This window comes from Roseomonas fluvialis (assembly GCF_022846615.1).
GTDB lineage: Bacteria > Pseudomonadota > Alphaproteobacteria > Acetobacterales > Acetobacteraceae > Neoroseomonas > Neoroseomonas fluvialis.
The window spans coordinates 377548-404477 of record NZ_AP025637.1 but is presented as its reverse complement, the minus strand read 5'-3'; the positions used below and the strand labels follow the sequence as shown (position 1 = coordinate 404477).

The 26930-nt window shown below is 69.1% G+C and carries 21 protein-coding genes; 16 read left to right on the top strand and 5 right to left on the bottom strand.

All coding sequences use genetic code 11. The features are described 5' to 3' along the window. Window positions 1–126: 126 nt before the first annotated feature. On the bottom strand, window positions 127–4422 hold the full coding sequence (locus MWM08_RS01970) for a chemotaxis protein CheB (protein WP_244457796.1): 4296 nt from the start codon (window positions 4420–4422) through the stop codon (window positions 127–129). 204 nt (window positions 4423–4626) lie between these two features. Here MWM08_RS01970 and MWM08_RS01965 point away from each other — a divergent pair, with 204 nt between their 5' ends. After that, the gene (locus MWM08_RS01965; protein WP_244457795.1) at window positions 4627–5004 is read left to right on the top strand and encodes a response regulator; all 378 of its coding nucleotides are present in this window, start codon (window positions 4627–4629) and stop codon (window positions 5002–5004) included. Window positions 5005–5222: 218 nt separating this feature from the next. On the opposite strand, the gene MWM08_RS01960 is transcribed toward MWM08_RS01965, so the two are convergent. Next, window positions 5223–6101, bottom strand: a complete 879-nt coding sequence (locus tag MWM08_RS01960; RefSeq protein ID WP_244457794.1) for a Bug family tripartite tricarboxylate transporter substrate binding protein — start codon at window positions 6099–6101, stop codon at window positions 5223–5225. A gap of 372 nt (window positions 6102–6473) precedes the next feature. Here MWM08_RS01960 and MWM08_RS01955 point away from each other — a divergent pair, with 372 nt between their 5' ends. Genes MWM08_RS01955 through MWM08_RS01945 form a run of 3 tightly spaced genes read left to right on the top strand, consistent with a single transcriptional unit; the run spans window position 6474 to window position 9224 of the window. Then, window positions 6474–7160 carry an isochorismatase family protein gene (locus MWM08_RS01955; protein WP_244457793.1) on the top strand — a complete coding sequence of 229 codons (687 nt, stop codon included), beginning with the start codon at window positions 6474–6476 and terminating at the stop codon, window positions 7158–7160. Window positions 7161–7165: 5 nt separating this feature from the next. Next, complete coding sequence (locus MWM08_RS01950) at window positions 7166–8572, top strand: dihydroorotase (protein WP_244457792.1); 1407 nt, start codon at window positions 7166–7168, stop codon at window positions 8570–8572. Beyond that, entirely contained in the window at window positions 8556–9224 is a 669-nt protein-coding gene (locus MWM08_RS01945; RefSeq protein ID WP_244457791.1) for a GntR family transcriptional regulator, read from the top strand. The genes MWM08_RS01950 and MWM08_RS01945 overlap by 17 nt, the downstream gene beginning before the upstream one ends. A 208-nt stretch (window positions 9225–9432) precedes the next feature. On the opposite strand, the gene MWM08_RS01940 is transcribed toward MWM08_RS01945, so the two are convergent. Continuing rightward, the gene (locus MWM08_RS01940) at window positions 9433–10290 is read right to left on the bottom strand and encodes an alpha/beta fold hydrolase (RefSeq protein WP_244457790.1); all 858 of its coding nucleotides are present in this window, start codon (window positions 10288–10290) and stop codon (window positions 9433–9435) included. Window positions 10291–10656: 366 nt separating this feature from the next. On the opposite strand from MWM08_RS01940, the gene MWM08_RS01935 reads away from it, so the two are divergent. The 6 genes from MWM08_RS01935 (at window position 10657) to MWM08_RS01910 (ending at window position 18650) form a co-directional block, all read left to right on the top strand. After that, window positions 10657–11625, top strand: coding sequence for a helix-turn-helix domain-containing protein (locus MWM08_RS01935; protein ID WP_244457789.1), 969 nt, complete (start codon window positions 10657–10659; stop codon window positions 11623–11625). A gap of 148 nt (window positions 11626–11773) precedes the next feature. Beyond that, window positions 11774–14308 (top strand): arylsulfatase, encoded by a 2535-nt coding sequence (locus tag MWM08_RS01930; protein ID WP_244457788.1) that lies wholly within the window; start codon window positions 11774–11776, stop codon window positions 14306–14308. A gap of 59 nt (window positions 14309–14367) precedes the next feature. Continuing rightward, complete coding sequence (locus tag MWM08_RS01925; protein WP_244457787.1) at window positions 14368–14691, top strand: hypothetical protein; 324 nt, start codon at window positions 14368–14370, stop codon at window positions 14689–14691. A 70-nt stretch (window positions 14692–14761) separates the two neighbouring features. Continuing rightward, the gene (locus MWM08_RS01920) at window positions 14762–15301 is read left to right on the top strand and encodes a hypothetical protein (protein WP_244457786.1); all 540 of its coding nucleotides are present in this window, start codon (window positions 14762–14764) and stop codon (window positions 15299–15301) included. Window positions 15302–15341: 40 nt separating this feature from the next. Next, window positions 15342–16199: a hypothetical protein gene (locus MWM08_RS01915; protein WP_244457785.1), complete on the top strand. Its 858-nt coding sequence runs from the start codon at window positions 15342–15344 to the stop codon at window positions 16197–16199. 105 nt (window positions 16200–16304) lie between these two features. Beyond that, window positions 16305–18650, top strand: a complete 2346-nt coding sequence (locus MWM08_RS01910; protein WP_244457784.1) for a tetratricopeptide repeat protein — start codon at window positions 16305–16307, stop codon at window positions 18648–18650. Window positions 18651–18771: 121 nt separating this feature from the next. On the opposite strand, the gene MWM08_RS01905 is transcribed toward MWM08_RS01910, so the two are convergent. Beyond that, entirely contained in the window at window positions 18772–18951 is a 180-nt protein-coding gene (locus MWM08_RS01905; protein ID WP_244457783.1) for a hypothetical protein, read from the bottom strand. Between MWM08_RS01905 and MWM08_RS26480 the strand changes: the two genes are divergently transcribed. From MWM08_RS26480 to MWM08_RS01885, 6 genes are all read left to right on the top strand, one after another. Continuing rightward, entirely contained in the window at window positions 18921–19310 is a 390-nt protein-coding gene (locus tag MWM08_RS26480) for an AraC family transcriptional regulator ligand-binding domain-containing protein (RefSeq protein WP_423816005.1), read from the top strand. The two genes, MWM08_RS01905 and MWM08_RS26480, sit on opposite strands and share 31 nt — an antisense overlap. 29 nt (window positions 19311–19339) lie before the next feature. Beyond that, a complete protein-coding gene (locus MWM08_RS26475; RefSeq protein WP_423816061.1) occupies window positions 19340–19609 on the top strand; it encodes a helix-turn-helix domain-containing protein in 270 nt (89 codons plus the stop codon). Window positions 19610–19915: 306 nt separating this feature from the next. Beyond that, a complete protein-coding gene (locus MWM08_RS01900; RefSeq protein WP_244457782.1) occupies window positions 19916–20968 on the top strand; it encodes a helix-turn-helix domain-containing protein in 1053 nt (350 codons plus the stop codon). Between the two features lie 149 nt (window positions 20969–21117). After that, window positions 21118–22656, top strand: a complete 1539-nt coding sequence (locus MWM08_RS01895; RefSeq protein WP_244457781.1) for a DUF1254 domain-containing protein — start codon at window positions 21118–21120, stop codon at window positions 22654–22656. Window positions 22657–22764: 108 nt separating this feature from the next. Further along, window positions 22765–24867: an NHL repeat-containing protein gene (locus MWM08_RS01890; RefSeq protein ID WP_244457780.1), complete on the top strand. Its 2103-nt coding sequence runs from the start codon at window positions 22765–22767 to the stop codon at window positions 24865–24867. Window positions 24868–24944: 77 nt separating this feature from the next. Further along, window positions 24945–25829, top strand: coding sequence for a hypothetical protein (locus MWM08_RS01885; RefSeq protein WP_244457779.1), 885 nt, complete (start codon window positions 24945–24947; stop codon window positions 25827–25829). A gap of 360 nt (window positions 25830–26189) precedes the next feature. Here the strand turns inward: MWM08_RS01885 and MWM08_RS01880 are convergent, their stop codons facing one another. Next, complete coding sequence (locus MWM08_RS01880) at window positions 26190–26879, bottom strand: SDR family NAD(P)-dependent oxidoreductase (protein ID WP_244457778.1); 690 nt, start codon at window positions 26877–26879, stop codon at window positions 26190–26192. Between the last annotated feature and the right edge of the window lie 51 nt (window positions 26880–26930).

The window sequence follows — 26930 nt, the reverse complement described above, 5'->3', positions numbered from 1 at the left end:
ACCTAGGCACGGGCTGCGCTTGAGCGTCACTCCCCAGTCGAGACGCGACAAGGGCACGGCAGCGGCATGCGAGAGGCGGTCGATGCGCCCTGCGGCCGGCACATGACCGTCGCATTCACCACCAGGTCAGGGTTCCGCGATCGCCGCCTGGGCCAATCGAGCGAGAGCCGGAAGGGACGTCGCACCGGTCTTCTGCATGATTGCGGCGCGATGGCTCTCGACGGTGCGCTGGCTGATGCCGAGATCGGTCGCGATGTTCTTGCTGGGCTGCCCCGCGAGCACGGCATCGAGTACCTCGCGTTGCCGTGCCGTCAGTGTTGCCAGCAGACCAGCGGCGCGATCGCGCCACGCCTGGCGCGTCCTGGCGTCCCGCGCCAGCTCGAGGGCCCTGCCGATACTTGCCAGCAGGTCCTCCCGGCTGACCGGCTTCTCGACGAAGTCAGTCGCGCCCGCCTTCATGGCCGCGACCGCCATCCGGACATCGCCATGCCCCGTGATCACGATGCCCGGCAGACGGTGGCCCGCCGCCCTGAACCTGGCCAACACCTCGAGGCCAACCATACCAGGAAGGTTGGCATCGATCAGCACGCAGCCGAGTCCACCGGACCGATATGCCGCCAGAAACGCTGGACCGTCGCCATACTCCGCGACGGTCATTCCGGCGTCCTCGAGCACCTCCTTGATGGCGTCGCGGACGCGCCTGTCGTCATCGATGACGTGAACGGTCGGTGTCTCGTCGGCTGACGTGCCGGCGGGCATCACATGCGCAGGATTCGCCTCGAGCAGCCGCTGGATCGTCGCTGTCAACTCCGGCAGCTTCGCTGGCTTGTGCAGGCGATCGCATCCCAGCAGCGCGATCTCCCGCAACGTCTCGGTCGATATGTCGCCGGTCAGGATGATGAGCGGGATGGTGTGGTTCAGTCTCTGCCGCAGCGTCGCGGCCAGTTGCAGGCCGTCCATCCCGCCCGGAAGATTGTAGTCGGCAAGGATGATGTCCGGCCGCAGGCCGCCGCTTGCCACGAGCGCGAGCGCCGACGTGCCATCGGCGGCCGCGATCACGCGATGGCCCTCGCCTTCCAAGGCCCTGGACAGCACGTAGCGCACTTCGGGGTCGTCCTCCGCCAGCAGGATCACGCCCTGACGATGCTGCCTGCCGACATCACCGGCAGGCGCGGCCGCCGTGGCCTTGGGACGCACGACAGGTCCGGCGGCGCGCGCCACCTCGATGCTGAATACGGAGCCCTGGCCCGCCCTGGAGCTTACCTCCACGGCATGGCCGAGGATCAGTCCCAGCCGGCGGACGATCGACAGGCCGAGCCCGAGCCCGCGGCTTCGTTGACGCGCGGCATTATCGACCTGGTGATACTCATCGAAGATGGAGTGCAGCGCATCGGGCGCGATGCCGATCCCGGTATCCCGGACCTCGATGCGCAGCGAACCGGCGTGCCGTCGGCAGCCGACCAGCACCTTCCCCTGTCGCGTGTACTTGAAGGCGTTCGACAGCAGGTTCCGGAGCATTTGTTCGAGCAGTCGCGCATCGGTCCTGACCACCAGCCCGCACGGCACGACGCGAAAGGCGATCCCCTGCGCTCGCGCGTGGTGGGTGAACTCCTCCTGCAGCCTGACCAGGATGTCGTCGAGCACAACGTTGTCCACCTGGCTGGCAACGGTACCCGTCTCGATCTGGTTGATGTCGAGCAAGGTGTTCAGCATGCCCGACATGGCGCCAAGGGTCGGATCGAGCAGTGACACGAGCTCCTGCCCCGGACCGCTTTGCACTGTCTTGGCCAGCAGGCCCTGCAGCAGCACCAGTGTCTGGAGCGGCTGGCGGAGGTCGTGGCTTGCAGCAGCCAGGAAGCGCGACTTGGTGATGTTGGCCTGCTCGGCCTCGTGCTTGGCGGCCTCGAGCGCGGACGTCACGTGCCTGCGGTCGGTGACGTCCGTGAAGGTGATGACGACGCCCGCCACCCGATTGCCATGGGTACGATAGGGCAGGATCCGGCGCAGATACCAACCGACCCCCGGAACCTCGATCTCGCGGTCCCCCACCACCGCCGACTTGAGCACCGCACCGGCATCGGACAGCAGCGTCTCGTCGGAGGACAAGGAGCGCAGATCCGCCAGGGGCCGTCCTATATCGCCCGCGATGACGTGGAATAGCGCCTCCGTCGCTGGCGTGAAGAACCGGATGTGCAGGTCGGGATCAAGGAACACCGTCGCCACATCCGTACTGTACAACACGTTCTGCAGGTCGTCCGAAGTGGTGCGCTGCCGTTCCAGCGTCTCCTGGAGCTGGCTGTTGAGCGCTGTCAGCTCCTCGTTGAGCGATTGCAGCTCCTCCTTCGAGGTCAGCAGCTCCTCATTGGCGGACTGGTATTCCTCGTTGATCGACAGTGCCTCGTCGTGGACCGTTCTCTGGTCGTCCGCGGCGATCTCGAGTCTGCGTATCGCCCCGTGCAGTTCGTGGCGTGTCGTGTCGAGCTCCTTTTCAAGCTCGTCAACGCGCGGGGCGTCGCCGGCCGCAGCTCGGCGACTGGCAGCCGGCAAGGCGGCCGCCTCGACGAAGCAAATAAGGAAGTACGTCTCCCCCGCATGCACGACCGGCTGGACCTCGATCGTGAAGCGCCGCCGCTCGCCGCCGGTCAGCCTGCGGCTGGCGGGAAGACTCACGCGGGCTCCGGCCTCGATCGCCTTGTGTATCGCGGTCTGCAGACGCGCGCGGACCGTCGGCGGGGCCAACGCCAGAAGGTCGTGCGTCGGATGTCCCGATGGCAACCTCAGGTAGCGTTCGGTCGGCCCCAAGGAATAGACGCACGCGTTGTTGCGATCGACCAGGATGGCGGCCGGCGCGAAGGCGTCGATGACCAACTGGCGACACAGCTCCGCCAGGGCCGAGGATCGCGTGGTTGCGACGGCGAGACCCGCACGCGGCGGCGCGCGGGCGCTATCCCCGGTGCTGACCGCTGCACGAACCGCGTTGGACCGGCTGCGGCCTACGCGACGATAGATCCGCTCGCTGCCCGCGACGGGCGTGAAGCTGTCGTCGGCGCTTCCTACGGTCTCCGCGCTGCCGAGCATCAGAACGCCGCCAGGCCGCAGCGCGAAGTGGAACAGGCCGATGATGCGCGCCTGCGCCTCGAGGCCGAGGTAGATGAGGACGTTCCGGCAGGACACCAGGTCGAGTCGCGAGAAGGGCGGGTCCGCCAGTATGTCCTGGACAGCGAAAACGACCATCCCGCGCAACTCCGGCACCACCCGGTATCCGCGATCCTCCTTCGTGAAGAAGCGCGCGAGTCGTTCCGGCGATACGGCGTCCGCGATGGACGCCGGATAGATACCCTCCCGTGCGGTCGCGATCGCATCGGCATCGATGTCGGACGCGAAGACCTGCAGCCGCGCGTGGGCGCCCGCGGCGCTGATCTGTTCGAGCAGCAGCATGGCCAGCGAATAGACTTCCTCGCCGGTGCTGCACCCGGCGATCCAGATGCGCAGCGGCTGGTCCGGCTGCCTGTCGCGCACCAGGTCCGGGAGAACCGTTTCCGCCAGTGCCTCGAAGGCCTTCGGGTCACGGAAGAAGCTGGTGACGTGGATGTGCAGGTCCTTCGCGAGTGCGTCGAGTTCCTCGGCGTCGCGTCGGAGGATATCGAGGTAGCGATCGACAGCCGTTCGGTCCATCGCCCGCATGGTCATGCGGCGCTCGATGCGTCGGCGGAGCGTGCCCGGCTTGTGCAGCGCAAAGTCGTGCCCGGTCCGCGCTGCTAACAGCCGAATGACGTCGGGCAGACGGTTGCGGCTCGTCTTGGGCAGAGACGACCTGGCGCGTGGGCGTGAGAGGGCTGCAGGGATCTCCGCCACCGGCAGGATTTCATCCACGACACCCGCGGCGATCGCAGCGCGAGGCATGCCGTCGAAGGTCGCCTCGATCGGATCCTGGGCGATGACCATGCCACCCGCCGCGCGCACCGACTCTGCGCCCAGCGTGCCGTCCGCCCCGGTGCCGGACAGGATCACGCCAACGGCGCGAGGTCCAAATTCGGTCGCCAGGGAGTGCAGCAGGAAGTCGAAGGGCAGCCGCGCGCCGTGTCGCGCCTGCGGCGGCAAGAGATGCAGGGTGCCGTCACCAACGGACAAGTAGGTACCCGGCGGGATGAGATAGAGGTGATCCCGTTCGATCCGCATGCCGTCGGTTGCCTGGAGCACCGGCATGGCGGTGTGCTGCGCGAGTAGATCAACCATCATGCTTTGGTGCGTCGGGTCGAGATGCTGGACCAGGATGAAGGCCATGCCGGTCGCGGCCGGCAGCGCATCCATGAGGGCGCGACAGGCTTCAAGCCCACCCGCGGACGCACCGATCCCCACGACGTTGAAGTCGCGCACGTGCACGCAGTGAGCCGGGGTCCGGGATGCCAACGGATCGCTCATGCCCAGGCATATCCCCGATCGTCTCCCGTGGCGTGCGGCGAAGATCAGGAGGTTCTTGGTCTTAGCACATCGCGCGGATTGCGTTGATTCAATCGGCCTGGACACGCGATCCGGCGGTTCTGCGTAGTTTCCGATCCTTCCGCCGTGCACCAGGAGCAACGACATTCGGCAGGCACAGCATAGTCACGGATCGAGGACCCCACGGTGCTCACTGCGAACCGCGTGCTGATTCTCGAGGACGAACCGATCCTTGCGATGCTTCTCGCAAGGATTGTGGCCGATCTCGGCCACGGCGTGCTGGCAACCGTGGGAAGCGTCGCCCAGGCGCTCGTCGCGGTGCGGTGCGTGCGGCCTGACCTGATGATCGTCGACAAGCGCTTGCGCGACGGCAGCGGTGTCGCTGCGGTACAGCAGATCTCCCTCGCCGGTTTCGTGCCGCATGTTTTCGTGAGCGGCGAGACCTGTAGCGTCGTCGCGCCACGGCCAGGTTCGGTGACGCTCGAGAAACCCTATGTGATTGCTGAACTCGCTCACGCGATCCAGACGGTTCTCAGCGACTTCCCGTCGCCTTCGGTGCCCTAACGGACGGAACGGGCCGGAGACGCGCAGTCACGGCACTCTTGGCTGCCAGAGGCTTCAGTCCCCGGAACCCACCACGTTAGCGGTGGGAACCAAGGAACGACGCTCTCCGGGTCCCGGGAACGAGAACGCGACTGTACGTCCCGACCGGGCCACGGGCCAGGCACCCCATCCAGACCGGACCCGCCCGTACTCCCCGCCCACGGCCCAGCCGACGCTGCCTAGTCCAGGCGAATGTTCAGGCTGCGCACAATCGGGGCGAGACGTTCACGGTCTGCGGCAATGAAGGCGCGAGTCTCCACGGGCGGCAAGCCGACGGGCAGGATCCCCTGGGCGCGGAACACCTCCTGCACGGCAGGCGTGCGCAAGGCTTCGGCCGCGACCGTCGCGACCCGCGACACGACGTCCTGTGGCGTGCGCGCCGGGCTGAGCAGCGCGAACCAGTTCGCCGCATCGAGCGGCATGCCGAGTTCGCGCAGCGTCGGCACCGCGGGCAGCAGCGGCACGCGCTCCGGGGACCCGATGCCGAGGATCTTCACACGACCATCGCGCGCCAGCCCTTCGGCTGGCCCGGCGTTCATGAACATGGCATCTACCTGCGCCGCCACGAGCGCCGTATAGGCCGGGGCAGCCCCGGTGAAGGGCACGTGCAACAGATCGAGCCCAGCGTTCTGGATCACGCTGGCCGCAGCAAGCTGCGAAGTCGAGCCGATACCCCAGGAGGCGTAGGTGAGCTGCCCAGGGCGGCTACGCGCCAGGCGGATGAAGGCATCGAGCGTATCCGCGCCGAGCCCCGAGCGGACCACCAGGGCGAAGGGCCCGCTGGCGAAGACCGTAATCGGTTCGAACCCGGCGACCGGATCGTAGGCGAGGCGCGAGTAGACCAGCGGATTCACCGAATGCGTTTCGGCGCTCGCGACAAAGAGCGTGTGCCCGTCCGGACGCGCGCTGGCGACGAACTGCGCGCCGACTGCGCCATTCGCGCCGGGCCGGTTGTCCACCACCACCGGCTGCCCCAGAGGCTGTGCCATGGCAGTGGCCAGGGCGCGCGAGATGACATCGGTCGCGCCCCCCGCATTCCACGGCACCACGATGCGCACGGGCTGATCCGGGAAGGCTAGCGCGGGGGCAGCGATCGCCACGGTAGCGCCGGCGCCGAGCACGGCGCGCCGCGAGAGCAGTGTCCTCATGGGATGTCCTCCTCCGATATCGCTGCGGCGCGGCGCGCGTCAGCATCCGACCTGGCCCGGTCCCCGCATCGCGCCCGCGGACATCGATCACGGTCACCTGCCCACTCGTCACGGCGGCCCGGGATGCACGGCCCCGGCAAGGAAAGCCGGCACCACCCGACGACGGGACGCAGGGATGCATATCAGCGGCGGCGACCGACGGTGTCAATAGACTGGGATCCCAGTTGTGTGGCAGAAGGATCAACGATGACAGTCGCAACGAACCAGCACGGAGGCGCGCAGATGAAACCCTGGGACGGCATCATTCCCGCCGAGGAGCAAAGGGCCTACGGCGCCGCGGGCTTCGGCCGCGCATCGGGTCTCGGCCGGCGCCCGGCGCTGCTGGTCATCGATGTCCAGTACCGCACCGTCGGCACGCGCCCGATGCCATTCTGGGACGCCATCAAGGAGTTTCCGACCTCCTGCGGCGAATGGGGCTGGCAGGCGGTGGGACGGATCGAGATGCTGCTCGCGCAGTTCCGTGCCCGCGGCTGGCCGGTGCTCTACCCGCACGTCGCGCCGAAGGAGAGCTTCGACCAGGGCCGGCTTGCCGAGAAGGTGCCGGCGCTGATGACGGTGGCGCGCAACGGCTATGACTTCGTCGAGGAGATCCGGCCGCAGCCCAACGATATCCTGCTGCCGAAGAAGCACCCCAGCGCCTTCTTCGGCACCCCGCTCGCGAGCTACCTGATCGACCTCGGCGCCGACACGCTGGTTGTGACCGGCTGCACCACCAGCGGCTGCGTGCGCGGCTCGGTGGTCGACGGCTTCGCGTACAACTTCAAGGTGGTCGTCCCACATGACGCCGTCTACGACCGCAGCCGCGTCTCACACGCCGTGAACCTCTTTGACATGGCATCGAAATACGCCGACGTCATGAGCACCGAAGAATGCCTGGCCGCGCTTCACGCGCTGCCGGCGGCGGGATGACGGCAATGTCCTGCGACCTGCTCCTGGCCGGCGCGACCGTCGTGCTGCCCGGCGCCTCGGAGCCCGTGGCCTGCGACATCGCCGTGACCGATGGCCGCATTGCCGCGCTGCTGGCGCCAAGCACGGACCTGGCGGCGCGCGAACGCGTGTCGCTCAGCGGCCTCGTGGTGCTGCCGGGCGCCATCGACGCGCATCTGCATCTCGGCCACGGCAAGGACATCTCGCGCCCGCGCGTACCGGGCGACGCCGACCAGGAGAGCGCGGCCGCAGCCGCCGGTGGCATCACCTGCTTCATCCCCTACCTGATGGCGACCGAGCCCTTCGGCACGCTCCTCGGCGACGTGATCGCGGTGACCGAAGCGGGGGCGCGGATCGACTTCGGCTACCACCCGATCATCTCGACCGAGGCGCAACTCGCGGAGGTCGAGGCCTGCATCCGCGACTGGGGGGCGCCGAGCTTCAAGATCTTCATGAACAACCGTGGCGGCGAGGGAAGGCGCCTCGGCCTGCCCGACATCGACGACGGCTTCCTGCTCCGCCTCTGCGAGGCCGCCGCCGCGCATGGTGGCATGGTCTGCCCGCACCCAGAGACGATCGAGATGGCCTGGGTGCTGCGCGAACGCGTCATGCGCGACGATCCGGAAGGCATCGGCGGTCTGGCAAGCTGGAACGCGACGCGCCCGCCCTTCGTCGAAGCCGATGCCGTGCAGCGCGCAGCCTATGTCGCGCGGATTTCCGGCGCGCCGCTCTATGTCGTGCACACCTCCTCGGCCGAGGCGCTCCATGCCGCGCTGCGCCAGCGCGCCGCCGGCGCCCGCGTCTTTGTCGAGACCTGTCCGCACTACCTGACGCACGACATCACCTGGCCGGCCGGCGCGATCGGCAAGATCAATCCCCCACTGCGCGAGCCTTCGGACCGGGAAGCGCTGTGGCGCGGACTGCTCGACGGCAGCATCGACACCGTCGCGACCGACCACGTGCACCGCGACATCACCTCGAAGGACGGTGGCATCTGGGCGGCATCGCCCGGCTGTCCCGGCATGGAGACCATGCTGCCGATCCTGCTCAGCGAGGGACATGCGAAGCGCGGCCTGAGCCTGCCGCGCATCGCGGCGTTGACCGCCAGCAATCCGGCGCACGCCATGGGCCTTGAGCATGCGAAGGGAGCGATCGCACCCGGGATGGACGCGGATTTCGCGATCGTGGATCCCGCGGCGCGCTGGACCGTGACACGGGAAGGCGTGCGAAGCTCGGCCGGCTATTCGATCTACGAGGGCTGGGACCTGACCGGACGCGTCGTGCATACGCTCGTGCGGGGCCGCTTCGTCCTGCGCGAGGGGCTGCTCGACGACGCTGCCGTCGCGACCGGGCGATACGTGCGTCGCAGGATCCGCCATGCCGCGCGCGCGTAAGCCGCTACGGAGCCTGCGGGAACGCGCGCTTGCCACCATCCGCGAGCGAATCCTGGATCTGACCTACCCCCCCGGCAGCCTGCTGTCGGAGAACCAGCTCGCCGACGAGCTGAAGATCAGCCGGACGCCGGTGCGCGAGGCGTTGCGGGAACTGGCCGCGACCGGCCTGGTACGCATCCTGCCCCAACGGGGTGTCGAGGTGTCCGAGCCCTCGGTCGAGGACATCATCGAGGTCTATCAGCTGCGCGAGCAGCTTGAATGCTTCGCGGCTCGCCTGGCCGCCGAACACCTGACGCCGGCCGATGCCGATACGCTCACGGCGGACCATGCCGATGCGTTGGCGCATCTTGCCGCGGGGCGGCTGCAGGACGCCTATGCCGCATCGGTCCGACTGCATGAGCATGTGATCGCGCTTACGCGGAATGCCCGGCTGGCCCGCTTCATGCGCCAGCTCGGCGACCAGGTTCATCGCTTCGGGCTCATCACTCTGCGGCAGGGTCGCGCCCCACGCGCGCTTGAGGAACACGGGCGGATCATCGAAGCCATCCTGGCCAGGGATGGCGCCGCAGCCGAGACGCTGATGCGCGCGCACCTGCACGCCGACCGCGACATCGCGCTGCAGGCAATCCTGCCGACCGGTTCACGGGGTTAGAGCAGATCCCGACCAGATGGAATCAGCTGGTCGGCCGAAGATGCTCGCGAAAACAACGGGCTAGGGTCGTTACAGTGAGCCAAGGCGAACGAAAGCGGCTGTAGCGTCGCCAGCACGCAACGCGCGATGCCCAACTGCTGGTTCGGACAAAGCCACGGCTGACGCACGCACGCCGACACTCGGCGGCCAGGCCGGCACGCCAGGACGCTCAGGCGGGGTGCTTGGTGACGTGCTCGATCATCAACGCGGACACCCGGTCCGGCATCTGGTCGGGTGCGTAGTGACCGCCGCCCCGCAACACCTCGAAGCGGTAGGGCGCGGCCACGAACTCAGCTGTGCCTTCAGCGGCCATGCGCCCGACGGTGTCGTCTGCATCGCCCCAGATGAATAGGGTCGGTACCCGGACCGGACCGATCTGGCGATAGACCTTCCCTCGCGCACGGTACCAGGCCAGGGCGGCTTCCATGGCCGGCGGAGAGCCCAGGACCGTCAGATGCCTCGCGGTCGCCGACGGCGGCACACCATTCGCCGCATGACGCACGCGGATCCACGCGGCGTCGTTGGCGAGCAGGGTCTCAGCGGCACCAGGGTCCTGGAAGGCCTTGTGATGCTTCGAGCGTTCCGGCTGCTCCGGGTCCTCAAGCAACGCCTTCGCGAAGGCTGCGGGATGCGGTCGCGACAGCATCGTCAGTGATGCCAGCCGTTCGGGAAAACGGGAGGCAATGTCCCAGGCGAGGCTGCCGCCCCAGTCATGCCCGACAAGGTGAAAGCGGCGATCGCCGTGACCCATCGCCGTTGCCAGGGCCATGGCATCGCTGATCAGCAACTCGATGTCGTAGTTGGCGAAGTGCGCTGGATCGGGGCGTGCGCCAGGCGAATAGCCCCGCTGGTTGGGCGCAACCGCCAATAGCCCCGCGGCTGCCAGCGCCGGCAGCTGCGCGTCATAGAGATGGCGCGAAACCGCGAAGCCGTGCAGCAGAAGCACCAGGGGCGAATCGGCTGCCCCGGCCACGGAGACGTCGAACACCAGCCCGGGCTGAAGCTCGATGCGGCGATCCTCGATCACGGCGAATCCTTCCCGGGACTGCATGGGTCTTGCCCCGGCAGCATCGCAGCAGATCAGTGCGACGCAAGCGAGCGTCCGTCGCCGCACCTGCCCTGCGGTCAGCGCCGGCGCGATGCCCGAACCGGAGGTTGGCCGCCGCGCACCGGACCGGCGCTCATGCTGGCCGCGCCACGACGCGGCAGGGTTTGGAGTCTTCATTCGTGGGGCTGAATGCAGTCGATGCGGCTGTGATGGGCGCTAATTCCGCGCAGTTGGCATCGCCCTGGTCGATGGCTGGAAGCGCCATCGTGCTGTCGCTTTGGCGCCGTCGCACCTTATGCTCGCGCACCCGGAATGCCAGGAATTCCGGATCGACGGAGACGGTCCATGCTGAAGACGATTGGCGGCCAGGCGGCGGCCGGTGTTCGTCGATACCACGATCACGATGCCTTCGCCGCCGCGCTGCTCGGCGGGGATGTCGAGTATCTCCCGGTGCCTGGGCAGCCCTTCGAGGCAACCCTGCGCGTGCTGCAGGTGGGCGATGTCGTGGTGCAGCACGCGGCGGATTCGGCGCATGTTACGCGCGCGGCCATCCAGCCCGGACTGTCCGCGCTGATTGTGCCCTTGAGCTGCGATGGCCTGATGCCCGCCGCGAACGGCATGGAGATCGGCGCACGCAACGCGATACTGGTGCCCGGCGGCATGGAGTTCATCGTGGCCTGCCCGGGCCCACAGGTCTGGGGGGCCCTGGCGGTGCCGACCGCCGTGGCGGAGGAACTGGCCGATCTCCAGAGCCGCCGGCATCGCGGCGCCATGCCCGGCGTGCTCGACATGACGCCCGAGATCATGGGCGAACTGGCGGGCGCATTCGATGCTGCGGGCCGGCTGGCGCAGGAAGCGCCCGACGTACTCGCCATGCCCGGTTGCGCGGTGGGACTCGCCGCATCGCTGAAGGAACTGGTGGCGACGGCCCTGGCGCCGGGCCTTGGAAGCGACCCGCGTGGGCGCGCCCAGCGCGAGGCGACACGGGTGGTGCACGCCGCCGACGAATACCTGCGATGCAACCTCGGCCGCCCGATCTATCGGGACGAACTCTGCGCGGTGGTCGGCGTCTCGCGCCGCAAGCTGCACGACGCCTTCGTCGCGGTGGTCGGCATGACCCCGCCCGCCTACCTCAAGGTCCGCCGCCTTGTGCTGGCGCGCAGGGCACTTCGCGCCGGCAATGGCGGAGAGCGCCTCGTGAAGTCGGTCGCGCTCTCGCACGGCTTCTGGCACCTCGGCTACTTCGCCAAGGACTACCGCGCGCTGTTCGGCGAGTTACCATCGCAGACCGTTGCGGCGACGAATCTTCGATAACTCCCACCCCCGGTACGAATTCGCCCATTTCGGATATCGGTGACTTCCTTTTAACGCAAGCGTGATCGTGCACAGTGTTAGCGTTCTAATAGGGCGAGGCCGCGCGGGGCGGCTTTCTGGGAGCGAACGCATGGCCGTAACGTCGAGGATGGGTTTCGCGCTGCTTGCGGCGACGGCCATGGTGCTGGCCACGGGCGCGGGCGCTGCGGCACAGGAGATCCGTGGCACGCCCGGCGCGCCCAGTGCGGTGATCACGCCCCAGGGGCTGCAACTGCCGCCACCTTCGCCGCCCTTCTCCGGCCAGATCCTGCCCAACGCGATCGACAGTCAGCCGGCCTGGCCACCGCAGGTCATGCCGCCGCAGAACGCGCCCAACGTACTGCTGATCCTGACCGACGATGTCGGCTTCGCAGCCCCCTCCACCTTTGGCGGCGTGATCCCCACCCCCACGCTCGATGGCGTGGCGGCGGCGGGGCTGCGCTACACCACCTTCCACACGACCGCGCTGTGCTCGCCCACGCGTGCCGCGCTGCTGACCGGGCACAACCACCACCAGGTCGGCTTCGGCAATATCGGCGAGCTGTCGACCGGCTTCCCCGGCTACAATTCGGTCATCCCGCGCGAGACGGCGACGATCGGCGCCATCCTTCAGGCGAACGGCTACGCCACCGCCTGGTTCGGCAAGAACCACAACGTGCCGGCCTGGGAAGCTTCCGCCGCAGGGCCGTTCAGCAACTGGCCAATCGGCATGGGGTTCGACTACTTCTTCGGCTTCGTCGGCGGCGACACCAGCCAGTGGCAGCCGGGCAACCTGTTCCGCAACACCACGCCGATCCACCCCTACAACGGCAACCCGGGCTTCAACCTGATCACCGCGATGGCCGACGACGCCATCACCTATATCCGCACCCAGACCGAGATCGCGCCGAACCGGCCGTGGTTCATCCACTACGCGCCCGGCGGCACCCATGCGCCGCACCACCCGACCCGCGAATGGGTGCAGCGCATCGAGGCGATGAACCTGTTCAACGACGGCTACGAGAAGCTGCGTGAACGCATCTTCGCCAACCAGCAGCGCATGGGCGTGATCCCGGCGAATGCGCAGCTGACGCCCTGGCCCGACGACGTGCCGCGCTGGGACAGCCTGTCGGATGTCGAGAAGCGGCTGTTCATCCGCCAGGCCAATGTCTACGCGGCCTACCTGGCCTACACCGATGCCGAGATCGGCCGCGTCATCGCCGAGGTCGAGCGCCTCGGCCAGCGCGACAACACGCTGATCATCTACATCAGCGGCGACAACGGCAGCAGCGCCGAGGGCTCGCTGAACGGCACGCCGAACGAGGTGATGTACTTCAACGGCGTGGCGCTGACCGCCGAACAGCAGATGCGCTGGTACGACGTCTGGGGCACCGACCAGACCTACAACCACATGGCGGTGGGCTGGACCTGGGCGTTTGGCACGCCTTATCGCTGGACCAAGCAGGTGGCGTCGCATTTCGGCGGCACCCGCAACGGCATGGCGGTGGCTTGGCCGCGCGGCATCGCCGAACGCGGCGGCACGCGTACCCAGTTCCACCACGTGGTCGACATCGTGCCCACCATCCTCGAGGCGGCCGGCATCCCGGCGCCGCAGAGCGTCAACGGCATCACGCAGCGGCCGATGGCCGGCACCTCGATGGCCTATACCTTCCCCGCGGCCGCGGCCAATGCGCCGTCCCGCCGCCGGACGCAGTACTTCGAGATCCTGGGCAACCAGGGCATCTATCATGATGGCTGGTTCGCCAACACGACACCGCCTGCACCGCCGTGGAACTCCCTGGCGCCGCGCCCGACCGACGTCGCGAACGGGCTCCAGTGGGAACTCTACAACATGGCGGAGGACCCCACGCAGATGCGCAGCGTGGCGCCGCAATTCCCCGACCGGCTGCGCATGATGCGCGAGATCTTCGCGATGGAGGCCACGCGCAACCAGGTCTATCCGCTCGACATGTCGACGCTGACGCGGATGATCGACCCGCGTCCGGGTCCCGCCGCCGGTCGCCGGCAATTCGTCTACACCGGCCCGTCCTGCTGCACCCAGGCCAATGCGGCGCCGAACATCCTCAATCGGTCCTACCGCATCACGGCGGAGATCGAGGTTCCCGCCGCCGGTGCCAATGGCGTGCTGGTCACGCAGGGCGGCCGCTTCGGTGGCTGGGGCCTGTATCTGAAGGACGGCAAGCCGGTCTTTACCCTGAACCTGCTGAACCTGGAGCGGGTGCGCTGGGAAGCGCCGGCGGCGCTGCCGCCCGGGCGCCACACCATCGTCTTCGACTTCGCGCTGAACCCGCAGGGGCCGATCCCCTTCGGCCATGGCGGCACCGGCACGCTCTCGGTCAACGGCACGCAGGCCGCGCAGCGCGCGATCCCTCGCGGCGTGCCCTTCACCTACGCCTGGGACGAGACCTTCGATGTCGGCTTCGACACCGGCACCGGGGTGGATGACCAGGACTACCAGGTGCCCTTCGCCTTCACGGGGCGCATCGGCCGCATCGTGGTGGACCTGGGTGAAGGCTCGGTGACGCCGCAGGCCGTGCGCGCCTTCGCCGAGGAAATGGCGGCCCGCGCCCGTGCGGCCGAGCGGCCCGCGCCGGGCGCGGCACCGGCCGCGCCGGCGGCCACGCCTCCGGCCCGCCGCAACTAGGGCACTCGCCGGGCGTCGAATGCCGACGCCCGGCGGACTGCATGAAGGAGGGCGTTGGCATGACCATCTCGCGTGCCGCCTTCGCCGTCGCGATCCTGGCATTTGCGGCGGCCGGATCGGCTCCCGCCCAGGCCACGCCCGGCGCCGAGGTCCGCCCCGACGCCACGCAGTCGGCAATGGCAGACCTGGCGCGCGCGGCGCAGAACCCGGTCGCCGACCTGATCAGCCTGCCCTTCCAGAACGACACGAACTTCAACTACGGGCCGAACGGGCACATCCAGAACGTGCTCAACATCCAGCCCGTCGTACCGATCCGGCTGAGCGAGGACTGGAACCTCGTCACCCGCACCATCCTCCAGATTGCCTTCCTGTTCCCGAAATGACGCAACAGCGCGAAGCGCCGGCGTGCACCACGCCGCGCGCCCAGCCCGCAGCAACGGAAAGTCCGCCTCCATGACAACTCGTCGCAATCTCGCCATCACCGCAGCGGCAGCAGCGGCCCTCGTGAACGCAGCCGGTCCCGCCGCTGCGCAGGCCCCGGCTGCAGCGGATGCGTCGGGCAATGCCGACTTCCTGTTCGTGCAGACCGCCCGCCGCATGACTTTCGACCGCACCGCCAGCCGCCTGACCCTGCACGAAGTCAGCCCCGTCACGTTGTTCTTTTCGGACCGGCCGGACCGCATCGCTGGCAACATGCGCACCGCGGCCTTCGTGCCGTTCTGGAGCCAGGGCCGCGACAGCTTCCTGTCCGACCCGCCCAACGCCGACCTGTCGATCGTCGAGGGCGGGGAACTCCGCCAGGTCGTGGTGGTGCTGCGCAATCCGGTGCTGGAGGGCGGCAACCTCGCCTACACCGTGCAGGTCCTGTCCGGCACAATGCCCGAAGCCGGTGAGGAGGTATCGGTCTTCATCGACATCATCGGCATGCCGCGCACGCCTGTCTCCTTCGCCGGTGCGGCGCGGCGCGGCTACCGCCGCGCCTGGATGCGCTAGCCTGCGAAAACAGCTGAAGACCGAACAAGAGAGACGGAACATGAAGAATTTCTCCGCCCGGAAGCTTGCTGCAGCCGCCGCGCTGATCGCCATCGGCGCCTCCTCTGGTGCCGCGGCGCAGGACACCGGACTCCGGCCTGGCTGGAGCTTCGAGATCGCGCCCTATGTCTGGCTGCCATCGGTCAGCGCGAACCTGCGCTACAACGTGCCCAGCAATTTCGGCGGGACCGCGGACGTCAAGGCGAATGCCGACGACTATTTCGCTAATCTGAATGGCGCCCTCGCACTCGCCGGGACGGTCCGCTACGACCGCTTCTCGCTCGTCACCGACATCATGTACGTCAGCGCCAGTGCGGGATCGAGCCGCGTCCAATCCGTGAACCTGTTGGATGTCGGGCGCGACCCGATCTCCAGCCGCGTGGACGCCAGCGGCGACTCGACCCTCAAGACAACGCTCTGGACGCTCGCCGGCGGCTACACGGTCGCGTCCGGCACCTGGGGCAATGTCGATGTGCTGGCAGGCTTCCGCTACCTCGGCATCGATTCCACCACCGACTACAACGCCGCGGTCACGCTGGTCGGGCCACGCGGCAATGCCGGGCCGACCTTCGGCGGCGCCGGGCGCCTGTCCGGCACCGACAACATCTGGAACGGCATTGTGGGCGTGCGTGGGCGCATCAACATCGCGGAGTCCGGATTCTTCGTGCCCTACTACCTCGACCTCGGCGCGGGCGATTCGAACTTCACCTGGCAGACCTTCGCCGGCATCGGCTACCAGTCCGGCTGGGCGGGCGTGCAGATCGGCTGGCGCTACATGTCCTATGACCAGGGCGGTAGTTCGGTGGTGCAGGACATGACCATGAGCGGCGCCTACCTCGCGGTGAATTTCAGCTTCTAGTGCCCGGGCGCTCGGCTGATTTCGGCGGCACGCTCCGCGCGGGCTGGGCGTGCCGTGCGCGCGCGTGGTCTGATGGCAACATGACCACGGCAGAACGCCACCCGCATGTTGCCTGAGGACGGCCGTCGACCGGCGGGCTGGCCGCGCCTCCTGCTCGCGTGCCTCGGCATTGCCGCCGCGATCGCTGTTCCGTTGGCGAGCGCCCTGCTGCTCGCTGGCGGCGCACCTGTGGTGGCGGGGGAACGCGCGCGGCCGGGCTTCGTGGGATCAGGCACCTGCGCCAGTTGCCACACCCCCGAGACCGTTGCCTGGCGTGACAGCGACCACGCGCGCGCGATGGCCGCGGCGACCCCGTCCACGGTGCTCGGCGATTTCTCCGGCCAGACCGTGACCGATGGCCGCCACAGCGCCACCTTCCTGCGCGACGGCGACCGCTTCGTCATCCGCACCGACGGCCCGGGCGGCGCGATCGCGGATTTTCCGGTGAGCGAGACCTTCGGCGCCGACCCGCTGCAGCAATACCTGGTGCAGTTCCCCGATGGCCGGCGCCAGCCCCTGCCCTGGGCCTGGGACAGCCGCCCGCGCGCGGATGGCGGCCAGCGCTGGTATCACCTGATGGCCGAGGCGCCGCTGCGCGCCGGCGACCCGCTGCATTGGACCGGGCGGGACCAGACCTGGAACTTCATGTGCGCGTCCTGCCATTCGACAGGGCTCGAGCGCGGCTACGACGCGACGACGGACCGCTACGACACCACCTGGACCGAGGTCAGCGTCGGCTGCGAATCGTGCCACGGGCCCGGGGCGGCGCATGTCGCCTGGGCGCAGGCCGGCGCGCGCGCCGATGTGGCGCATCGCGGCCTGTCGGTCCGGCTGCGCGATGCCTCGGGCGGTGCATGGCGCATCGCCGCCGACGACCCCCGCGGCATCGCCCGCTGGGAGGGGCCACCGCGCCAGGCCGCCGCCGCGCAGGTCGAGACCTGCGCGCCATGCCATTCCCGCGCGCGGCCCATCGTGGCCGACCCGCTGCCCGGCGCGCGCTTCCTCGACACCCACGCGCCGATGCTGCTGCGCCAGGGCGAATACCATGCCGATGGCCAGATCCAGGGCGAGGTCTTCGAATGGGGATCCTTCGCGCAAAGCCGCATGCAGCGCGCCGGCGTCACGTGCAGCGACTGCCACGACCCGCATAGCGGCCGGCTGCGCGCCGAGGGCAATGCCGTCTGCGCGCAATGCCACCTGCCCGCACGTTTCGACACCGCCGCGCACCATCACCACACGCCGGGCACGCCGGGTACGCAATGCGTGTCCTGCCACATGCCGGCGGTGACCTACATGGGCGTCGATCGCCGTCGCGACCACGCCTTCAGCATCCCAAGGCCCGATGTGGCGGCGGCAGTCGGGGCGCCGGATACCTGCACGTCCTGCCATGCCGGCGCGACGCAAGACTGGGCGGCGACCCAACTGGCCGCCTGGCATGGGGTGCCGCGCGGTGGCCCGCATCCGGCGCTGGCGATCCAGGCCGGGCGCACCGGCGCGCGCGGCGCCGACCAGGCGCTGTCGCGCCTCGCGCTCGACCGCGCATACCCGGCCATCCTGCGCGCCACGGCGCTGTCCCTGTTGCCCAGCCCGCCGACCCGCCCGGTGGGCGAAGCCGTCGGCGGGGCGCTATTCGACCCCGAACCCCTGGTGCGCGCGGCGGCGTTACGCGCGCTTGATGCCTTGCCGCCACAGAACAGGGTTCACGCGACGCGCCTGCTCGCCGATGAGGTGCGCCTGGTGCGCATCGAGGCGGCGCGCGCCTTGGCGCCGGTACCGCTCGGCACCATGCCCGAGGCAGCGCGCCCCGCCTTCGCCCGCGCCTGGGAGGAACTGCTCGCGAGCGAGCGTGTCGCGGCGGAACGGCCCGAGGCCCATGTGAACATCGCCGGGCTGCTCCTGCAGCGCGGTGACCAGGCGGGCGCCGAGGCGGCGTTTCGCGCGGCGCTTGCGCGCGACCCCGCGTTCCTGCCGGCACTGGTCAACCAGGCCGCCTTCGAGGAGGCTCGCGGCCGGGCGGATGCGGCGGAGACGCTACTGCGTCGTGCCGTCGCGGCGCATACGGCAGATCCCGAACCCCTCTATGCGCTCGCGCTGCTGCAGGTGCGGCGCGGTCGTATCGCCGAGGCGATCACGATGCTCGACGCGACGGCACGGTTGGCGCCGGATCAGCCGCGCTACGCATATACCCATGCGCTCGCGCTGCATCGCCAGGGCCGCGTGGATGATGCGCTTGCCGTGCTATCGCGGCATCCGCGCCATCGCGCGAGCCTGATCGCCGCTGCCACCTTCGAGCGTGACCGCGGCAGGGTCGTGGAAGCGCAGCGGCACGCAAGGGCCGCGCTCGCGATGGATCCCAACGATCGCGACGCTGCGGCGCTCGTGGCTGAGATCGAACGGCGCCTCCAGCGTTGAGCTGGCGCATCGTCCTTGCATCCTGCGGCGATAAGGCCCGCCAGCTCTGCACGGAAGCACCCGATCCGGCCGGCGGGCGTGGAGTGCAGGGCGACCGTCGGCGACGCTTGTCCGGGCCGAGTCAGGATGACGCTGGCCGTAACCTGATGGTGGCTGTCGCCTTGCCGGGGCCATTGCCAGAGGCGGGGTCGAGCGTCGTGTTCGAGGTGCCCTGCACCACCACGCACAGGCCGCTTGCGAAATCCCGCCGGAACATGAGGTAGGTGTGGCGTGCCTCCCCGCCTGCTTCCAGCAGCAGCACACAGCGGCGCAGATCGGCGGAGAGGCGATTGCCAGCACGCAGCCGGCGCTGCCGCTGCGCAGCGTGCTGGCCATCGTGGACGGCGCGACGGGCGTGCGCTGCGCGACCTCTGCGGCAGCACGCCCGAAGAAGTGCGTCTCGGCCATGCAGCGCCGGTCTATGCCGGCTTCCGCCGGGCCTTCGGCATCCCCTGCGTCTTCGATGCCGAGCAGACCGCGCTGGTGCGCTCCGCGGAGACTTTGGCCGCGCCGGTATGGACCGCCGATCCTGTGCTGCCGAAGAGATCCAGCAGAATCAGGTCGCGGGCTACTGGGCGCGGAGCCAGCCCAGCATGGCGGAGCAGACCCGGCGCCTGCTGACAGCGCACGTAACGATGGTCTAGCCAACACTGGAACTGATCGCGACCGAACTCGGCATCGGCACGCGCACGTTGAATAGGCGGCTGCAGGGGGAGGGCACGAGCTTCCGTCGCGTACTCGATCAGGCGCGCCACGAGATGGCGTGCCAACTGCTGGGCACGACACGGATGGCGGTCACGGAGATCGGAACGGCCCTGGGCTACGCCACGCCGCCGGGCTTCGTGCGCACCTTCAGGCGCTCGGCGGGGCTGCCGGCACGAGAATGGCGGCGGACGCAAGACAGAACGCAAACGGTATAGCGTCGCGGACGCCATATCGGAGGGCGTTCAGTCGGCGCGGCGCGCATGGTTGCTCGTGGCGACCGTGGCCCAACCGGAGCGCCTGCCTGCCGAGCAGGGTGTACCGCCTCTGAAAAAGGCAGTTTCACCGCCCTGCGCGAGGCTTGCAGCGAACTCGATGCAAGAAAGCGGCAGGATCCCTGGCGGAACCCTGGCATTCTTGACGCAGGTCAATGCGAATGCCGACGAGCCGGCCCCAATCATCGTTGTCGTCGGGTCCTTATCCACGACCTTCAAATCCCGTTGGCTGACAGTGGAGCCGCGTCGATGCCTTTCGCAACGCAGGATCTCGTTCGCCCGGCGAACGCGGCTTCGACCGCCTGCGACACGCAAGCCCGCTCCCGTCACCTCGTCTTCGATGACCCGGAGCTCCACGCGGCGTCTATCCAGAATGCGCAGGTTCGGCCGATCTTCCGCGAAGGGGGAAAGTTCCGCAGCTGCTTGACGCTGGTCCGGCTTCCGCAGATCCACATGTCGGCCGGCGAGGAGAACCTCAGGCGCATCGTGCGCGCCTGCTACGCGCCCGACCGGATCTACTTCCGACTGAAGCGTGCGGACGAACCGACCGAGGTCGTCGACGGGCGGGAAGAAGTGCCCCAGACCGTGACGGTCAACCAGCGTGGGCGGCCGGTCATCCACTACTCGAGCGGGCTGACGCGATGGCGCAGCATCTCCATGTCGGCCACGGAGCTGGCGGCCCGCGCGGCGCTTGTCCTGGGGCGGGACCTGGATGCGCTCCTGCGCGACGCCGTTGTCCTGCATCCCGCCGTCGACGCCTTCACCAGGCTCTCCGCGCTGCAGAGCGATGCGCTGCGCATCGCGCGGGAGGCGCCGGACGTGCTCGCGCATCCCACCGCGGCCGCCGCGCTCGATGTGCAGTTGAGCGAGGCCGTGCTCGCGATGCTCGGCGATGGAACGGCCGTGTCCGACAGTGCTGCCCAGCGGCGTGGACACACGATCATGCGGCGCGCGGATGACTTCATCGAGGCCAATGCCACGGTGCCGGTCAGCAGGACGGATCTGTGCCGTGCCGCCGGCAGCTCGGCCCGCACGCTCGACATGCTGTTCCAGGAACGCTTCGGCTGCTCGATGCAGACCTATCTCCGGTCGCGGCGGCTCTGGATGGCGCGCCGGGCGCTCATTGCCGGGGATCCACTCCATCAGACCGTCACGGATATCGCGTTGGGCTGCGGCTTCTGGGAACTGGGCCGCTTCGCCGTTGCCTACCGGCATGCCTTCGGCGAACGCCCATCCGAGACGCTGCGTCGCGCTGCATACGGAACGAGCGCTGCCCCCACCGTTTTTGCGCAAACTGCATAGCCGCCCATCGGGCTGGCACCGAAAACTCGGCGCTGTCGAGCCTGGGTGGTGCGTCGCACGCGGCGCCTTCGCGGCGGCGTATGCCGCAGCCGCGCGCCAGCCGCTGCTCGACATTCGACACCATCGCGGGTGACCGCACAGGAGCATCCATGACCAACCCGGACAGCGAGCACGTGGCGCTCAATCGCAGGAACGTCTTCGCCGGCGGCGGCGGACTCATTCTCGCGAGTGCACTGATCTCCGAGGCCCAGGCGCAGCGGACCGCACCGGCCGAGGCCTGGCGTCCCGGCAGTTCTGAAGCACGGGCCCGCGCGCGCGAAGCGATCTCGGCGATGGAAGGCTGGGGCGGATCGCTGGTGCTGCAGGCGGCGACCTACGCGGCGCCGCTGGTTGCGATGTACAATCTGCGTGCAACGGTTGCCTTCGGTCCGGACGCGAAGGCGCCGCCGGGCAGCATCTGGCGGTTCGAGGACATCGCGACGCCCACGCTTGCGGCGCAGTCCGGCTATGTCTCGCCGAACGTGAACGTCATCTATGGCTTCGGCTTCGCGGATCTCGGCCAGGAACCCTACATCCTCACCGCCCCGGACTCGGGCGGCCGCTACTACATGATCGAGGTCTGCGACATGTGGACGCGGGCCTTCGCCTATCCGGCAGGTGGCCCGTCAGGCTATCGCGGCGGCAAGTTCGCCTTCGTCGGGCCCGGCTGGACCGGCACGCTGCCGGCCGGCGTGACGCGGGTCGATTGCCCGACGCGCTGGATCGAGTTCCAGCCGCGCGTACACGTGAAGAACGAGGCCGACCTGCCGGCCGCGCAGGCGGTGCTGCGGGCGATCAAGCTGGAAGGCCTGGCACAGTATTCCGGACGCCCCGCACCGGCGCGTCCCGCCTACAACTACGAGACGCCCGTCATGGCACCTGGCGTGGCCAGCAGCATGATGGACTTCACCGATCCCATGCAGTTCTGGTCGATCTTCGCCGCAGCGATGAACGAGAACCCACCGCCGCAGAAGGAGATCGACGCCGTCCTGCCGCAGTTCAGGTATCTCGGCATCGAGTTCGGTAAGCCCTGGAGCGCGGCCGGCGTCAACCCGATCTACCTGGCGCAGATGCGCAGGATCACCGCGGAGATCGGCCCCATGGTCGTGCAGTCGATGCCGCTGGTCGGCCGGCTGAAGAATGGCTGGATCATACCGCCGGCGAACACCGGCGATGCGGGCGCCGACTACATGTCCCGCTGTGTCGTCGCGATCTTCGGCCTGACGGCGAACACGCCGATCCAGGCCATCTACTATCCCGGGCCGCTCGACGCCAACAACGAGCCGCTGACCGGTGCGCGGAAATACGCGATGACCTTCCGCGGTGCGATGGAGTTCGCGCAACCGGTCGCGCCGGGCTTCTGGTCCGTCACGATATACGACGCGGCCACGCGCTACAGCGTGCCGAACGCGATCAACCGCTACGCGCTCGGCAGTGACAACGCGCTGGCCAAGAACGCCGACGGGTCCTTCACGCTGTACCTGCAGCACGAGAACCCGGGGCCGGACAAGCAGGCCAACTGGCTGCCGGCGCCGGCCGGGCCGTTCTACCTGATCCTGCGCAACTACGCGCCGGTCCCGGCCGTGGCAGCGGGGTTGCAGAACCTGGACACCTTCCAGGGGCCGCCGCCGGTGGTGCCCGTCGGCTAGCGAAAGAGCCCGCGCTCGCCGGCGTGGCACGGCCCGCCGCCGGCGACCGAGCGCACCGGTGCAGCACAACACGGGGGATGGAACAGGATGCGGAACGGGATGCGGCGGGTGCTCGCCCGCCTTGGGATCTGCGCGGATCAACGCGCCGGGACGACCACGGCGCTGCGGATCGCGGCCTTGGCCGCGACGACGCTCATAGCCTCGGCCGGCGTCGCGGCGGCCGCCACGCGGATCGAAGGCCAGGTGCAGGCCAGCGGCAGCGCCGTGGGCGGCGCGAGCGTGACGCTCTGGGCCGCCGGCGCACAGTCGCCGACGCGGCTGGCGGAAGTTCGCAGCACCGCCGATGGGCGCTTCGTCGTCGCGGTACAGCGCGTGCCGGCCGGCGCGAGCCTGTACCTGGTCGCCTCGGGTGGCGAGGCGGCCACGAACCGGACGGGCCGGCCCAACCCGGCGATCGGGCTGATGGCGGTGCTGGGCGCGGCGCCTCCCGCGCGCGTCGTGGTCAATGAATTCACCACCATCGCCTCGGTCTGGACGCATGCGCAGTTCATCGAGGGCACAGCCATCCGCGGCCACGCGCTGGGCCTACGCATCGCCGCCGGCAACGTGCCCAACTTCGTCGACCTCCGGACCGGGGGATGGGGCGCGACCATCCAGGATCCGTTGAACAGTTCGCAGACGCCGACCATGGCGAATTTCGCGACGCTGGCGAATGTGATGGCGGGCTGCGCGACGCGCGTGAAGGTGGACGCCTGCAGCAGCTTCTTCGCCGCCGCCACGCCGCCGGCGGGCGCGGCACCGGCCGATACCCTGGCCGCGGCGCAGGCGATCGCGCGCAACCCGGGCCACGAGCCCGCGCGTGTCTTTGCCCTGCTGAACGATTTCTACCCGGTGCCCCCGGCGAGTCGCGGCCTGCGCGCCACGCCCTTCCTGCCGTATCTGAGCCGCGCGCCGAGTGCCTGGGTGATGCCGCTCCGCTTCGCCGGCGGCGGCTATATCGGTGGCGCGCGCGTGGCCTTCGACGCCGAGGGCAATGCCTGGAGCGGTGCGAACTTCATCGTCGGCTCGCAGGGCGGCGATGCGCTGTGGAACGGCAACCTGTCGCGCTTCGCACCCAACGGGCGCGCGACATCGCCGCCCACCACGGGCTTTGTTGGCGGCGGGCTGCAGGGTCCGGGCTTCGGCACCGCGATCGACCGCAACGGGCGCGTCTGGATCAACAGCACCAGCGGCCGGACAATGTCGCTGTTCGATCGCAACGGGCGGCCCATCTCACCGCCGCAGGGCTACGATATGGGTGGGCGGCTCGGCTTCATGCAGGGCGTGATGGTCACGCCGGGCGGTGATGTCTGGGCGCTCGACTTCACCAATGACCGCGTGGTGTTCATGCCGCAGGGCGATCCGGGGCGGGCGCGCTTCTTCTGCGAAGCCACCGATAGCCGGCCGAACCGCGAAAGCCCCTGCAGGCTGAACGGTCCCTTCCACCTGGTGATCGACCAGCAGGACCGAATCTGGATCAGCAACGCCATCGGCGACACGGTCACGCGCTTCCCTGCGAGCGACCCCAGTCGCGTCGAGGTATTCCCCGCCGGCGGCCACAGCGGCAAGGGCATGGCGGTGGACAGTCGCGGCAATGTGTGGGTCACCAACACGCTGGGCGCTGGCCTGTCGATCGAGACTCGGCTGCATCTGCTCTACCTGAAGGAGACAGGTGCATCGCTGTCGACCATCGACCAGGTCGTGCTGCGCCAGCTGCTCGACAATCCGGGCATGGGCAGCGTGTCGGTGCTGCGGCCCGACGGAACTCCCTTGCCGGGGTCGCCGTACAACCCGACGCGCAGCATCTGGGGCGCCTGGGCGGTGTCGATCGATGGCAACGACAATGCCTGGGTGTCGAACTTCGCGCCTGGCGGCGGCATCACGCAGATCTGCGGCGTGCGCACCGAGACCTGCCCGCCCGGTGCACGCACCGGTGACGCGATCTCACCTGCCGGCGGCTATGTCGGCGGCGGCATGCAGATGCTGGTGGACGTGTCGATCGACCCTGCCGGCAATCTGTGGGCGTCGAACAACTGGCAGGATCCGACCGCCTGCTACGGCAGCGGGCCGGAGCGCGATTCAACGCGCTGCGGCGGCCAGGGCATGACCGTGTTCTACGGCATGGCCGCGCCGGTGCGCACGCCCCTGATCGGGCCGGTCCAGCGGCCCTGACGCCGCGCATGTTCCCATCGACCCCGGCGCGCTGGTGCAACCGCGCGCCGGGCCCAACACGGCACAAGGCATCGGCCATGACACGACGTGCGCTTCCCACCGTCCGCTTCCTGCTCGCACTTGGGCTGTGCACCGGCCTGCCCCTGGCGGCATCGGCGCAGTCGCCGGCGGCGCCCGAGCCCGAGGTCCGCACCCGCGCCGGCGTCGCGCCGCCGGCATCGTCGGCCAGCGCGACGGAACTCGCCAAGAAGCTGCAGAACCCGATCGGCGACCTCTACAGCTTCCCGTTCCAGTCCAACACGAACTTCCGCGTCGGTCCGAACAACGGCACGCAGGAGATCCTCAACATCCAGCCGGTAATTCCGATCCACGTGAACGAGGATTGGAACATCATCACCCGCACCATCCTGCCGCTGGTGTGGAACCCGTCCTTCCAGCCATTCGCCGACACGGTGCCCTTCGGATCCGGGCCGATCACCTTCTCGGCCTTCCTGTCGCCGTCCAAGCCGGTGAACGGATGGCTCTGGGCGGTCGGGCCGGTGCTGCAGATCCCGACCGCAAGCGACCGCTCGCTGGGTTCGCCGGTGTGGGGCGGCGGGCCGACGGCGGCGCTGGTCTACATGGGCGGGCCATGGGTGGCCGGCGCGCTTGCCAACAACGTGTGGTCGTTCGGCGGCACCTCGGGGCGCGGCGGCACGCAGTACAACAACTTCCTGCTGCAGCCCTTCGTGAACTACAATTTCGGCGAAGGCTGGTACGTCGGCACCGCACCCATCATCACCGCGAACTGGCTCGAGCGTGGCAGCAATGCCTGGACCGTGCCGGTCGGCGCCCAGGTCGGGCGGGTGATCCGGTTGGGCCGGCTGCCGGTGAACCTGCTGGCCGGCGCGTACTACAACGTGGTGCGGCCGGACGATGCCGCGACATGGCAGTTGCGCACGCAGGTGACGTTGATTTTCTGAGGTGTTTCGGAAATCCGTTCCGGAACGCTGGTTCGTACGACGGCATCGCCGCTCGTGACATGGCCCGCCTTGCGGTTGAAGCCGCCGCGCTTGAACCGCCCCGCGATCACAGCCTGCGTCTGGCGACCATCGCGAAGGCGGTGCCTGCCTGAGCCGACGTGAGCCGCAACCATATCCCGCGGTCGCAGAGAAACTCGCCCCCCCGGTTCCCATCGCTGCGCCAGCGAAAACCAGCGATCGAAACGCCCTGGCAGCAATGCGCAGCACACCGTGCACCGACAGGCGGTCCAGCGGAGCGCGTTCGCCGGTGCATCAATCGACATCTCCGGTCGACGGACAGAGCCGTTGCCCTCGGCCCAGTCAGAGCGAACTGCCGCCGCAGATCAGCAACTGCTGGCCCGTGATGGCGCCTGCCTCAGGCCCCAGCAGGAACGCCGTGAGCGCGGCGACCTCCTCGGGACGAATGTAGCGCCCGATCGGTGGCAGCTTCGGCGCCACGCCCGCCCGCGCCGGGTCGCGCAGCATCGGCGTGTCGGTCGCAGCCGGTGCCACCACATTCGCCGTGATGCCGCGAGCGGCGAGTTCGATCGCCCAGGACCGCACCATCGCGACGAGCGCCGCCTTGGTCGCGGCATACTGGCTGCGCCCAAGGGCGCCCGCCGCGGTACGGCTGCCGACCAGCACGATGCGTCCGCCATCCGGCATGCGCGGCACCAGCAGGTTCGCGAGCAGCATCGCGGCATCCACATGTAGCCGCCACAGCAGGCGCCCCGCCTCGACATCCAGGGCGCCGACGACGCCACCGCGCATCAGCCCGGCGGCATGGATGAAGGCCGTGGGCCGCAGGCCCGCGACCGCCGGCTCGAGCGCGGCCGCGTTCAGGAGATCGACGGTCCGGTGATCGTAGTGCGCGTGGTCCAAGCCGGGATCGCTCCGGCTCAGCCCGGTGACGCGCCAGCCCTCGAGCAGCAGCCGCGCGGTGATGGCGGCGCCGATGCCGGAACTCGCGCCGGTGACGATCGCGTGGCCCGCGCTGGTCTCGATCGGCATCCGGCAGCTTCTCCCGCGGGGGGTCCGACGCGCTTGACGCGCGCTGGAGGT

Bases quoted from the DNA above. Each gene is read 5' to 3' on its own strand.
- MWM08_RS01910 (WP_244457784.1), top strand. From the start codon at position 16,305: ATGTTGCCTGAGGACGGCCGTCGACCGGCGGGCTGGCCGCGCCTCCTG.
- MWM08_RS01955 (WP_244457793.1), top strand. From the start codon at position 6,474: ATGAAACCCTGGGACGGCATCATTCCCGCCGAGGAGCAAAGGGCCTAC.
- MWM08_RS01900 (WP_244457782.1), top strand. From the start codon at position 19,916: ATGCCTTTCGCAACGCAGGATCTCGTTCGCCCGGCGAACGCGGCTTCG.
- MWM08_RS01970 (WP_244457796.1), bottom strand. From the start codon at position 4,422: ATGAGCGATCCGTTGGCATCCCGGACCCCGGCTCACTGCGTGCACGTG.
- MWM08_RS01895 (WP_244457781.1), top strand. From the start codon at position 21,118: ATGACCAACCCGGACAGCGAGCACGTGGCGCTCAATCGCAGGAACGTC.
- MWM08_RS01950 (WP_244457792.1), top strand. From the start codon at position 7,166: ATGTCCTGCGACCTGCTCCTGGCCGGCGCGACCGTCGTGCTGCCCGGC.
- MWM08_RS01880 (WP_244457778.1), bottom strand. From the start codon at position 26,879: ATGCCGATCGAGACCAGCGCGGGCCACGCGATCGTCACCGGCGCGAGT.
- MWM08_RS01920 (WP_244457786.1), top strand. From the start codon at position 14,762: ATGACAACTCGTCGCAATCTCGCCATCACCGCAGCGGCAGCAGCGGCC.
- MWM08_RS01935 (WP_244457789.1), top strand. From the start codon at position 10,657: ATGCTGAAGACGATTGGCGGCCAGGCGGCGGCCGGTGTTCGTCGATAC.
- MWM08_RS01915 (WP_244457785.1), top strand. From the start codon at position 15,342: ATGAAGAATTTCTCCGCCCGGAAGCTTGCTGCAGCCGCCGCGCTGATC.
- MWM08_RS01945 (WP_244457791.1), top strand. From the start codon at position 8,556: ATGCCGCGCGCGCGTAAGCCGCTACGGAGCCTGCGGGAACGCGCGCTT.
- MWM08_RS01930 (WP_244457788.1), top strand. From the start codon at position 11,774: ATGGGTTTCGCGCTGCTTGCGGCGACGGCCATGGTGCTGGCCACGGGC.
- MWM08_RS01885 (WP_244457779.1), top strand. From the start codon at position 24,945: ATGACACGACGTGCGCTTCCCACCGTCCGCTTCCTGCTCGCACTTGGG.
- MWM08_RS01925 (WP_244457787.1), top strand. From the start codon at position 14,368: ATGACCATCTCGCGTGCCGCCTTCGCCGTCGCGATCCTGGCATTTGCG.